Genomic DNA, 11,434 nt, shown 5'->3' with positions numbered 1-11,434 from the left:
CCCTAGTCCCGCGGGTCGTGCGGATCGAGGCCGATCAACGGGAACACCGCCGTGCGGGTGGCGAGGATCGCGCGGTCGACGGCGTCGGTGTTGCCGGGTGCCCACTGCTGGACCTCGGGTGGAGTGCCATCGGTCATCGTCTCCGGGATCTCGGTGCCGGGGCGGCGCTCAGCGGCCAGGGCGCGCCAGGCTGGAGGCGTACGGGTCTCCGGGGCCAGCGGCTCGCCGGTGGCCACGGCGAGCAGGTGCGTCCACGCCCGTGGCACGACTTCGACGAGCGCGTACCCCCCGCCGCCGGTCGCCACCCACCGGCCGTCGCAGACCTCGTCGGCGAGCGCACGGATCGCGATGTAGGCGGCCCGCTGCCCGTCCACCGACAACTGCATGTCGGCGAGCGGATCGAGCCGGTGACCGTCAGCCCCGCACTGGCTGAAAATGATCTCCGGGGCGAAGCTGCGGACCACCGACGGCACCACCGCGTGGAAAGCCCGCAGCCAGCCGGCGTCGCCGGTGCTCGGCGGCAGCGGCACGTTGACCGCCGTGCCCTCGGCATCCGGCCCGCCCACCTCGTCGGCGAACCCGGTGCCCGGGAAGAGCGCCAGAGGCGTCTCGTGCAGGCTCACGGTGAGCACCCGCGGATCGTTGTAGAAGGCGGCCTGCACACCGTCACCGTGGTGCACGTCGATGTCGATGTAGGCCACCCGCTGCGCGCCCTGCTCCAGCATCCAGGCGATCGCCACGGCCGGATCGTTGTAGACACAGAAGCCGGAGGCCCGCGCCGGCATCGCGTGATGCAGCCCGCCCGCGATGTTCACCGCCCGCCGCGCCGAGCCGTGCCAGACCGCCCGCGTGGCCGCCAGAGTCGCACCGCAGATCCGCGCCGAGGAGTCGTGCATGCCCTCGAAGACGGGATTGTCAGCGGTGTTCAGACCCCAGCCGGTGAAGAACGGATCGATCGGCGCGAGCCGCACGGCGTCCAGATAGTCGGGACGATGCACCCTGGTGAGATCGATGTCACTCGCGGGCCGCGGGGTGATCATCTGGACGTGCGGACGGTCCAGAACGCCGAGTTCGCGGGCCAGCGCCATGGTGAGCTCCACCCGAACTGGGTTCAGCGGATGGTCCCCCATGTCATAGTCGAGCAGCGCGCTGTCCCACACGACCGCCGTCGTTTCGTCCGCCATGCCGACATGCTGCCACGCACATCCTTCGGCAGGGTGAGGCCACCGTGTCGTTAGCACATGCGTTTCGGCTTCGGGTAGGGTCTCTTGGCACTTGCTCGGGGCGGATGTCAACCCCCCGCCACGCGGTATTATCGCTGCTGGGAGGACCGCATCGTGAACGATCTCGTCGATACCACCGAGATGTATCTGAAGACCATCCTCGAGTTGGAAGAAGAGGGCATTCCAGCCCTCCGCGCCCGGATCGCCGAGCGCCTGCACCAGAGCGGTCCCACGGTCAGCCAGACCGTCGCGCGGATGGAGCGCGACGGGCTCCTCACCGTCGAGGGCGACCGCCACCTGGTCCTCACCGACCAGGGCCGCCACGCCGCGGTCGGTGTCATGCGCAAGCACCGTCTCGCCGAGCTGCTGCTCGTCAACGTCATCGGGATGCCCTACGAGGAGGCCCACGAAGAGGCCTGCCGGTGGGAGCACGTGATGAGCGACGCGGTGGAGAAGCGGGTGTACGAGCTGCTGAACAAGCCGACCCGCTCGCCGTACGGGAACCCGATCCCCGGTTTGGAACAGCTGGGTGCGCCGGACGAGACCGCGGAGGCCCTCAGCCAGGGCGAGCGGAACCTCGCGTTTCCCGGGTTGTCGGGGGACGTCGTGGTTCGGCGGATCTGTGAGAGCGTTCAGACCAATGCGGATGTTCTGCGGCAGTTGCACGCGGCGGGGATCGACCCGGGGACCACGGTTACGGTGGCTCAGGAGCGGGATGGTGTGACCATAGACCGGTCCGGGGACAAGATTCGGCTGCCGCGTGAGGTGGCGTCGCGGGTGTTCGTGGCGGCGCGCTAGCGGGGTTCGGCTTCGGTTTGCTTCGGCCGTCCCCGGACGACAGCCGGCTCGCACACAACTGGTCCGGCTGGGCGTGAGTGCTGATCGGGAGCCGTGAGGCAGCGCTGGGAGCCAGCTGGTTGCCGAGCGGGGCGACGTTGAGGGGACGCCGCCGCGGGAAGTGTCTAGCTGGTGGTGTCCATGGCTTTGGCGAGGTTGAGGAGTTTGGTGTTCATCTCCTTGACCTCGTCCGCCTTGGCGCCCTGAGCGAAACGGAACCGAAGCGTCTGCAGCTGTTTCGCCCCGCTGAGCCAGCCGATCTCCACGGTCGGGCCGTGACCGCTCGCGGCCTTGCTGTTCAACCGGTAGGCGGCCTTGCCGAGACCCTTGAGCTTGGTCGCCTTCGCCGGCATCCGCGCGTCGAGGAACAGGGCCGGGTCGGCCTTTGTCGTCTCCACCACGGAGAGTGACAAGTCGGGCCACGGTTGGTCCACGTCCTGCACGACACAGGTGGACGTTTCATCGACCTGATCGGAAGCGGCCACCGAGAACCTGTGGCCGATCTTCTCCTCGATGAAACCCCAGTCCCACAGGATGCAGGCGCCGCCCGCCGACGCGGCCGGTGGCTCCACAACCTTGACCGGAGGCGGGGTTGTGGCACTGGATTCGGCGGGCTTGCTGCAGCCGGACAGAGCCGGCGACAGAGCCAGCAACGCGGCGGCGCTCAGCACGGCGAAACGCTTACGCACTCGTGATCCTCCCCGGGTACCGGGCACACCGTACTGTCCCCAGCCGCCCAGCGGAAGAGGGCGTTTTCGCCACCTTTGATGCACGGAGCGTGACTACGGTGGTTCGCTTGACGGGGCGTGTCAAGTAGCGGAAGGATGAGGTGATGGGCGGTGACTTGGCGCAGCAGCTGCTCCGGCTGATCGACGTGCGCCTTCTCGATCCGCTGGAGATCCTTCTCGAGGACGACGGGGAGGTCGCTGTGCTGCGCGATCAGTTCCGCGTGCGGGCGGCCGAATGGGCCGACACCATCGCGAACGGGAGCAACTCGGCCGCCATCCACACGATCGGCCGGCTCATGGCGACCCTCTATCCCGAGGACCACACGTTCGCGCCGCCGGTGGACTGGTGGCGGGCTCCGCTCGGTCAGGCCGTGATCCGCCTGGTCGGTCATCCGTTCGCCCACTCGGTGTCCTACGCGGCGGCGGGCGCCATGCTGGGTATCAGCCGCCAGGGTGTGCACGACCTCGTGCGGCGTGGGCGCCTGCCCCGCCACGAGGATGGCGGGGTTCCGGTGGCCGCTGTGCGGGAGCGGCTTCTGCGCGCGCCTGCGTCGGTTGCACGTGCGGCAGATGCGCCCGTGTCCGGATCGCTTCCGACAGGTCCGCCTTCAGCAGGTCCGCCTTCAGCAGGTTCGCCTTCAGCAGGTTCGCCTTCAGCAGGTTCGCCTTCAGCAGGTTCGCCTTCGACAGAGGAGCCACAATGATCAACGACCGCCTCATCGACGCCGGCGACCTGCCCCTCGCCGTGCGCGACTTCGGCGGCGACGAGCCGCCACTGTTACTGCTGCACGGGGCAGGCGGCAACCTCGCCCACATGACCACGCTGGCCCGCGCCCTGCGCCCCCGGCACCGCGTCGTCACCGTCGACCTCCGTGGGCACGGTCGTTCCGGCGACGGCACCTGGACCTGGGACGCCGCCCTCGGTGACCTGGCCGCCGTCTGCGTTCAGCTCGAGCTGAACCGGCCGGCCGTCGTCGGCCACTCCCTCGGCGGCATGCTGGCCGCCCTCTGGGGTCAGCGCCACCCCGAGTCCCCCGGCGTGATCAGCCTGGACGGCAATCCCCCGCCCACCCGCGCCGAACACCTGCCCGGCCTCGACCCGGAGAAAGCCGAGGCCGAACTCACTCGCCTGCACGCCGTCTTCGACACCATGGAGGCCGCCGCCGGCGGGGTGATCCCCGCTGAACAGTTGCCCGACCTGGTCGAGGGGCAGCAGATGGCAGCCCGCGACATGGGCGCCAACGAGAAGGTGTGGATCGAGGGCTTCCGCCGCAACCTCGTCCACGAGAACGGCGAAACGTCGATCCGCCCGTCCGCTGCGGTCACCAGCCAGCTCCGCGCCTTGATGAACAGCCTTGACCTGACGCCGGTCTATGCCGCCACCACCTGCCCTGAACTGGTGGTCCTGCCCACTCGGAGCCTGCCGGCGCAGGAGCCGTTCGCGGAGTTGTATTCGGCTCACCGGCGCTTCCTGGTCGACCAGGCGAAGGGGGTGCCGCATCTGCGTTATCTGTCGCTGGCGGACGCGTCCCACGCCATGGTGATCGAACAGCCTGCCCTTCTCGCCTCTCTCATCGGCGACTTCCTGGCCGAGCATCGGTAGGTGTGAGCGGCGGGCGGCGGGATGTGCGGGGTCTGCGTACGTCTCAAGGGGTTTTTGAAGGTTTAGCCGCATGCGAAGCTGCCAGGCCGATGGCGAGGGCGCCCAGGACGCAGAGGATGGAGCGCAGGATGCCGAAGTGTTCGGCGGCGAAGCCGATGAGGGGTGGGCCGGCCAGGAAGGCGCCGTAGCCCACTGAGCCGGCCACCGAGACGCGGATGGCGGCGCGGGCCGGGTCGTCGGCGGCGGCGCTCATGCCGATGGGGAAGCCCAGGGAGGCGCCTACGCCCCAGAGAAGGGCGCCCAGCAGGGCGACCGGGACGGCGTCGCCGGTCACCACCAGGAGGAGGCCGGCGGCGGCGGCGAGGGCGGTCAGGCGGAGTACGGGGACGCGGCCCCAGCGTTCGATGGCGTGGCCGCCGAAGAGGCGGGCGAGGGTCATGGCGGTGACGAAGACGCCGAAGCCGATGGCGCCGACGGTTTCGCTGGTGCCGTAGCCGTCGACCAGGCTGATGGCGAGCCAGTCGTTCGCGGTGCCCTCGGTGAAGCCGAAGCCGAGCATGACCAGGCCGATGAGGAGGGTGCGAGGTTCGCGCCAGGCCTGGCCGACGCTCATCGCGGGGCGCTCGCCCGGTTCCCGTGGGGTGTGCGGGAGGAAGCGGCTGACGGCGAAGGCCATCACCGTGGCGGTGAGGGCGGCGGAGATGTAGATCTGCGCCCAGAGGGGCAGGCCGGTGGCTGCGGCGGCGGCGCCCGTGGCGGCACCGGTGACCGTGCCCAGGCTGAAGCCGGCGTGGAAGCGGGGCATCAGCGTGCGGCCCAGGCGGCGTTCGACGTCGGCGCCCTCGACGTTCATGGCGACGTCCCAGGTGCTGGTGGCCACCCCGGCGAAGAGGAGGCCGGCGCCGGCCACCACGGGTGAGCCGAGCAGGACGCCGGTGGCGAGCGCGGCGAGGCCGGCGACCAGGGACATGCAGCTGTACAGCACGGCGCGGGACGGGCCGAAACGCTGGACGATCGGGCCGGCCAGCGGGATGGCGGCGACCGCGGACGCGGACATGCAGAGCAGCAGAAGGCCGAACCCGGCAGCGGAGACGTCGAGGGCCTCGCGGGCGGCGGGGGCCCGGGAGAGCCAGCCCGCGTACGCGAAACCGTTCATCGCGAAGGAGACGCCGACGGCGGCCTTGGCGGAGTTCAGGCGCGGGGAATCGACCTCGAGGCTGGCCACCACCTCAACTTACACGTTAAAGCGCGGGGCCCGTGGAACAGTACCGCCGGGCACGTCCCACAATTCATCGAGTTTTCGCGATGGGCGTGTTCGCGATGAGAGTGCCCGCGATGAGGTTGTTCGCGATGAGGTTGTTCGCGATGAGGTTGTTCGCGATGAGGTTGTTCGCGATGGGGAGGAGAGCAGGATGGGCCGGCCCGAGGATCTGCAGTCCGAGGCGCGTTCGGTGCTTGCCTTGCTGGAGCCCCTGGGTCCGTTGCTGCCCACCGGCAGCTTCGTATCCGGGCTGATGGTCTGGCGCGACCTGGACGTGATGCTCCTGGGCGGGCCGGACTACGCGCCCGCCGATGTCGTGGCACTACTCGGGCGCGCGGTCGACATCCCCGGTGTGACCGGGTTCTCCTACAACGACGAGCGCGAGGGGCCGGAGCGGGACCAGCGCTACCACGTGACGCTGACGCTCGGCGAATGGCGCGTCGACCTGTCGATCTGGCTGAACCACGACCACGCGGACGGCGCGGAGTGGCATCGGGAGCTCGCTGAGCGGATCACCGACGAGGAGCGCGAGGCGGTTCTCGCCATCAAGAGCGTGTGGCATCAACGGGCGGAGTACCCGGACGAGGTGAGCGGGTTCGAGATCTACACGGCGGTGCTGGAGCACGGGGTGCGCACCGCTGTGGAGTTCGGTGTCTGGCTGCGCGAGGCGCAGAAGAAGGCGTGACGAACGGCGGCCGCCCGGTTCCTTTCGGGAACCGGGCGGCCGCTTCGTCCAGGCAGCGTCAGCTGCAGCCGGAGGTGGAGCCGCAGCCCTCGCAGACGTAGCAGCTGCCGGCGCGGCGCATCTTCGTGCCGCAGGTGAAGCAGAGCGGTGCGTCGGCGGAGTGGCCCGTGACGATCTCGAGCAGCTCGGTCGAGGAGCCGGCGGTCACCGGGGCCTCCTTTTCCGGGGTGGTCGACGCCTTGGCCTCGGCCACCGTGACGGCGGACGAGCCGGCCGGGGTGGCGACCGGTGCGGACGCGGCCATGCCGGCCAGGTCCACGGTGGCGGCGGCCTCGGCGGCGGCTTCGGCCTGTGCCTGGGCGGTGCGCTCCTTGGCGGTGAAGATGCCGAGTTCGGCGCGAGTGTCGTACGGCAGGAAGTCCAGCGCCAGGCGACGGAAGATGTAGTCCATCACCGAGGACGCCATGCGCACGTCCGGGTCGTCGGTCATGCCGGCCGGCTCGAAGCGCATGTTGGTGAACTTGCTGACGAACGTCTCGAGCGGAACGCCGTACTGCAGGCCTATCGAGATGGCCACCGAGAAGGCGTCCATCACGCCGGCCAGGGTGGAACCCTGCTTCGACATCTTCAGGAAAACCTCGCCGAGGCCGTCGTCCGGGTAGGACGAGGCGGTGAGGTAGCCCTCGGCGCCGCCGACCGAGAAGGACACCGTCTCGGACGGGCGCTTCTTCGGCAGCCGCTTGCGGATGGGGCGGTACTCGATGACCTTCTCGACGATCTTCTCGACCGCCTTGGTGGCCTCCTCGACCGCGGGCGCCGCAGCCTTGCTCGACTTCACCGCGGAGAGCGGCTGGCCCACTTTGCAGTTGTCGCGGTAGATCGCCAGCGCCTTGAGGCCGAGCTTCCAGCCCTGGTAGTGGATCTCCTCGATCTCCTCGACGGTCGCCGTCTCCGGCATGTTGACCGTCTTGGAGATGGCACCCGAGATGAACGGCTGCACGGCGGCCATCATCCGGACGTGGCCGATCGGCGCGATGGCCCGCTCGCCCATGGCGCAGTCGAAGACCGCATAGTGCTCCGGCTTGAGACCGGGGGCGTCGATCACGTTGCCGTGCTCGGCGATGTGCTCGACGATCGCCTCGACCTGCTCCTCGAGGTAGCCGAGGCTGCGCAGCGCACGCGGGACGGTCTGGTTGACGATCTGCATGGAGCCGCCGCCGACAAGCTTCTTGAACTTGACGAGCGCGAGGTCGGGCTCGATGCCCGTGGTGTCACAGTCCATCATCAGGCCGATGGTGCCGGTCGGGGCGAGCACCGACGCCTGCGCGTTGCGCCAGCCGCTCTTGGCACCGATCTTGTTGCCGTTCTGCCACTGGCGGGTGGCCTCACGGACGATCTCGGTGGCGACGTCACCCTGCGGGCGGACCGCGTCGTTGGCGGCGGCGTGCTTGCGCATGACGCGCTGGTGCGCGTCGGCGTTGCGGGCATAACCCTCGTACGCGCCGACGACACCGGCCAGCTCGGCCGAGCGCCGGTACGCCGTACCGGTCATCAGCGAGGTGATCGCGGCGGCGACGCTGCGGCCACCCTCGGAGTCGTACGGCAGGCCGGAGGCCATCAGCAGCGCACCGATGTTCGCGTAGCCGATGCCCAGCTGCCGGTACGCCCGGGTGGTGATCCCGATCTTCTCGGTCGGGAAGTCGGCGAAGCAGATCGAGATGTCCATCGCGGTGATGATGAACTCGACGCTCTTGACGAACTTCTCCACCTCGAAGCCACCGTCGGCCTTGAGGAACTTCATCAGGTTCAGCGAGGCCAGGTTGCAGGACGAGTCGTCCAGCGACATGTACTCCGAGCACGGGTTGGACGCGGTGATCCGGCCGGTCTCGGGGTTGGTGTGCCAGTCGTTGATGGTGTCGTCGTACTGCAGGCCGGGGTCGGCGCACTCCCAGGCGGCCTTGGCGATGCCGCGGAAGAGCTTCTTGGCGTCGATGGTCTCGATGACCTCGCCGTTGAGCCGGCCACGGAGACCGAACTCGGTGCCCTCCTCGTAGGCCCGCATGAACTCGTCACTGACGCGCACCGAGTTGTTGGCGTTCTGGTACTGAACGCTGACGATGTCGGAGCCGCCCAGGTCCATGTCGAAGCCGGCGTCCCGCAGCGCGCGGATCTTGTCCTCCTCGCGCGCCTTGGTCTGCACGAACTCCTCGATGTCCGGGTGGTCGACGTCGAGGATGACCATCTTCGCGGCACGCCGGGTGGCGCCGCCGGACTTGATGGTCCCCGCGCTGGCGTCGGCGCCGCGCATGAAGCTGACCGGGCCGCTCGCCGTGCCGCCGGAGGACAGGAGCTCCTTGGACGACCGGATCCGGGACAGGTTCACACCCGAGCCGGAGCCGCCCTTGAAGATCAGTCCCTCCTCTTTGTACCAGTCGAGGATGGAGTCCATCGAGTCGTCGACGGAGAGGATGAAGCAGGCGCTGACCTGCTGCGGCGACTTGGTGCCGACGTTGAACCAGACCGGCGAGTTGAAGCTGAACACCTGGTGCAGCAGCATCCAGGTCAGCTCGTGGTCGAACAACTCGGCGTCGGCGGCGGTGGCGAAGTAACCGTGCTCCTCGCCGGCCTTGCGGTAGGTCTTCACGACCCGGTCGATGAGCTGCTTCAGCGTCCACTCGCGCTCCGGCGTGCCGACCGCACCACGGAAGTACTTCGTGGTGACGATGTTCGCCGCGTTCACGCTCCAGAACGCCGGGAACTCGACACCGCGCTGCTCGAAGTTGATCGAGCCGTCACGCCAGTTCGTCATGACGACGTCGCGGCGTTCCCACTCCACCTCGTCGTACGGATGAATGCCCTCGGTCGTCCAAACCCGCTCCACACGCAGCCCCCCGGCCGCGGCGCCGTTGCCGCCGCTGGTGCGGCTGCGCTGGCGACCTGCAGTGATGCCGTCTCCGGCCATAGAACGTGCTCCCCCTCGAAATACCACTGACTGCTGTAGCTGAAATCGGCCGTGATCAGCCGTTGAGCTTTGGTGCGCGGGTGCCGGACCGCGGCGCGACGGCGTGTCGCGTCCCGGGTTCCCTGGCGACCGCCACGTCGCGCAGTGCCGCGATCTCCTTCTCGAATTCGTCGAGAGAGTCGAACGACTTGTACACACTGGCGAACCGGAGATATGCCACCTGGTCGAGCTCACGCAGCGGCGTGAGGATCGCCAGGCCCACGTCATGGCTGGGGATCTCGGCAGCGCCCCGGGCCCGGACGGTCTCCTCGACCCGCTGCGCGAGCAACGCGATCGAGTCCTCGTCGACGGGCCGGCCCTGACAGGCCTTCCGGACACCGCTCATGATCTTCGTCCGGCTGAACGGCTCGGTGACACCGCTGCGCTTGACGACGGCGAGGACGGCCTCCTCCACCGTGGTGAAACGCTTGCCGCACTCAGTACACGAGCGACGGCGACGGATCAGCTGACCGTCGTCGGCCTCACGCGAGTCGACCACGCGCGAATCGGCGTGGCGACAGTACGGGCAACGCACCGTTGACCCCTTCCGGACACCCTCCCGACGGCTTGAGGACATGCAGAAGCGCAGCTCCGCCATGGTCGGAACCAGTGCGACGCTGTGGACGACATGTGGATAACCGGGAGAGGGAAACCCAACCTGTGGATGACTTACATCTTTGTAACCACTAGATGTTGGGGTAGACGCTAGGCCCCGACGGACGCCGATGCAAGCTCAGAGGCATGCCGACGCGCCGTATTTTGCACCTCACCACCAGGGGTGATGTCACGATCACTTGGAGCGGCCGGATGGGCGTGTCGCCGCGCCGGGAAGGGACGAAGTCGGTCAGACCTGCGAGGCCGTGGCGAACAGCACGACACTCGCCAGGACGGCCATCAGAAAGAACAGGCCGAGCAGCACCACCCGCCCGCGCCGGGTGAGCCGCAGAGGCGGTTCAACGTGTCGCGCACCCGTGCTCACCATCTCGTCCTCCCCCTGATCGGACACCCGTTCGATAGAACGTCCGTACGACGGTCTATCAGAACAGGGGTACGAAAGTCGAGCACTTGAGAGCGACACGCCGGGAAAAGGTCGTACAGATGTTTGAATATGTCGCACCTCCCTATTAGGTTTTGCGTCAAGAGGGGTCAGCCGGACAAACACCATCCCCACGGTGTCTGTCCCGGCTCCGCGATGTACCACGTGCCGACAGGCACTGGCCGACAGGGAGGGCGGACGTGTCGACCGACGACCGGACGAGCCGGCAGCAGCACCAGAGCGGAAAGCCCGAGGCAACCGGCGCCTCAGCGGCCATGCGGCGCCGTTCACCCAGCCGTGCCCGCGGGGCCGACGCGCCGCAGTTGCGCTCGGTCACCCCGGTCAGCCACCTGCCCGAGGCCGTCGCCACGGATCTCACCGCCCGGCAGCGCCGGATCCTGGAGTTCATCCGCAACTGGGTGGAGCGCTACGGCTACCCGCCGAGCGTCCGGGAGATCGGCGAGGCGGTCGGGCTGGTCTCACCGTCCAGCGTGGCCTATCAGCTGAAGGCGCTGGAGACCAAGGGCTACCTGCGCCGCGACCCGAACCGGCCGCGTGCCGTCGACGTGCGGGCGCCTAGCGATCTCGTCGACGACGAGGCGATGCGGGCAGCCCGTCCGCAGCCGGCCTATGTGCCGCTCGTCGGCCGGATCGCCGCCGGTGGCCCGATCCTGGCCGAGCAGGCGGTGGAGGAGTTCTTCCCGCTGCCGCGCGAGCTGGTCGGCGAGGGCGAGGTCTTCATGCTGGAGGTCAAGGGCGACTCGATGATCGACGCCGCGATCTGCAACCGTGACTGGGTGGTGGTCCGCCAGCAGCCGACCGCTGAGGCCGGTGACATCGTGGCGGCGATGATCGACGGTGAGGCGACCGTGAAGAGCTATCGGCAGCGGGACGGGCATGTCTGGCTGATGCCGGCCAACCCGGCCTTCGACCCGATCCCGGGCGACGACGCGACGATCATGGGCCGCGTCGTGGCGGTGCTCCGGCGGGTCTGACCGGCTCCGGCAGGGCTGACCGGCTCCGGCAGGGCTGACCGGCTCCGGCAGGGCTGACCGGCTCC

General features: G+C 68.8%; 11 protein-coding genes and 1 pseudogene. 5 read left to right on the top strand and 7 right to left on the bottom strand.

Annotated elements, in window-relative coordinates:
- Window positions 1-2: 2 nt before the first annotated feature.
- Entirely contained in the window at window positions 3-1,184 is a 1,182-nt protein-coding gene (locus ACFQV6_RS00665) for an acetoin utilization protein AcuC (protein ID WP_378025282.1), read from the bottom strand.
- A 150-nt stretch (window positions 1,185-1,334) separates the two neighbouring features.
- On the opposite strand from ACFQV6_RS00665, the gene ACFQV6_RS00660 reads away from it, so the two are divergent.
- Window positions 1,335-2,021 (top strand): metal-dependent transcriptional regulator, encoded by a 687-nt coding sequence (locus ACFQV6_RS00660; RefSeq protein ID WP_378025755.1) that lies wholly within the window; start codon window positions 1,335-1,337, stop codon window positions 2,019-2,021.
- A gap of 164 nt (window positions 2,022-2,185) precedes the next feature.
- On the opposite strand, the gene ACFQV6_RS00655 is transcribed toward ACFQV6_RS00660, so the two are convergent.
- Window positions 2,186-2,749, bottom strand: coding sequence for a hypothetical protein (locus ACFQV6_RS00655; protein WP_378025281.1), 564 nt, complete (start codon window positions 2,747-2,749; stop codon window positions 2,186-2,188).
- A 155-nt stretch (window positions 2,750-2,904) separates the two neighbouring features.
- Here ACFQV6_RS00655 and ACFQV6_RS00650 point away from each other — a divergent pair, with 155 nt between their 5' ends.
- Window positions 2,905-3,492, top strand: a complete 588-nt coding sequence (locus ACFQV6_RS00650) for a hypothetical protein (protein ID WP_378025280.1) — start codon at window positions 2,905-2,907, stop codon at window positions 3,490-3,492.
- Here the strand turns inward: ACFQV6_RS00650 and ACFQV6_RS00645 are convergent.
- Window positions 3,425-3,604, bottom strand: a pseudogene (locus ACFQV6_RS00645) (hypothetical protein); the annotation flags it as partial. The gene ACFQV6_RS00650 and the pseudogene ACFQV6_RS00645 sit on opposite strands and share 68 nt — an antisense overlap.
- Here ACFQV6_RS00645 and ACFQV6_RS00640 point away from each other — a divergent pair.
- Window positions 3,534-4,391 carry an alpha/beta fold hydrolase gene (locus tag ACFQV6_RS00640; RefSeq protein ID WP_378025754.1) on the top strand — a complete coding sequence of 286 codons (858 nt, stop codon included), beginning with the start codon at window positions 3,534-3,536 and terminating at the stop codon, window positions 4,389-4,391. The pseudogene ACFQV6_RS00645 and the gene ACFQV6_RS00640 overlap by 71 nt on opposite strands.
- Window positions 4,392-4,434: 43 nt before the next feature.
- Here the strand turns inward: ACFQV6_RS00640 and ACFQV6_RS00635 are convergent, their stop codons facing one another.
- On the bottom strand, window positions 4,435-5,616 hold the full coding sequence (locus ACFQV6_RS00635; protein WP_378025279.1) for an MFS transporter: 1,182 nt from the start codon (window positions 5,614-5,616) through the stop codon (window positions 4,435-4,437).
- Between the two features lie 187 nt (window positions 5,617-5,803).
- Between ACFQV6_RS00635 and ACFQV6_RS00630 the strand changes: the two genes are divergently transcribed.
- Entirely contained in the window at window positions 5,804-6,337 is a 534-nt protein-coding gene (locus ACFQV6_RS00630; RefSeq protein WP_378025278.1) for a hypothetical protein, read from the top strand.
- 58 nt (window positions 6,338-6,395) lie between these two features.
- Here ACFQV6_RS00630 and ACFQV6_RS00625 read toward each other — a convergent pair whose 3' ends face one another.
- From ACFQV6_RS00625 to ACFQV6_RS00615, 3 genes are all read right to left on the bottom strand, one after another.
- Complete coding sequence (locus tag ACFQV6_RS00625) at window positions 6,396-9,299, bottom strand: vitamin B12-dependent ribonucleotide reductase (protein ID WP_378025277.1); 2,904 nt, start codon at window positions 9,297-9,299, stop codon at window positions 6,396-6,398.
- A 55-nt stretch (window positions 9,300-9,354) separates the two neighbouring features.
- Window positions 9,355-9,873 (bottom strand): transcriptional regulator NrdR, encoded by a 519-nt coding sequence (nrdR, locus tag ACFQV6_RS00620; RefSeq protein WP_378025276.1) that lies wholly within the window; start codon window positions 9,871-9,873, stop codon window positions 9,355-9,357.
- Between the two features lie 309 nt (window positions 9,874-10,182).
- Entirely contained in the window at window positions 10,183-10,344 is a 162-nt protein-coding gene (locus ACFQV6_RS00615; protein WP_378025275.1) for a hypothetical protein, read from the bottom strand.
- A 305-nt stretch (window positions 10,345-10,649) separates the two neighbouring features.
- Between ACFQV6_RS00615 and lexA the strand changes: the two genes are divergently transcribed.
- Window positions 10,650-11,369, top strand: a complete 720-nt coding sequence (gene lexA, locus ACFQV6_RS00610) for a transcriptional repressor LexA (protein WP_378025753.1) — start codon at window positions 10,650-10,652, stop codon at window positions 11,367-11,369.
- The last annotated feature ends 65 nt before the right edge of the window (window positions 11,370-11,434 follow it).

The organism is Actinoplanes sp. GCM10030250, assembly GCF_042666575.1.
GTDB lineage: Bacteria > Actinomycetota > Actinomycetes > Mycobacteriales > Micromonosporaceae > Actinoplanes.
This window is presented reverse-complemented; position numbering and strand designations above follow the sequence as displayed.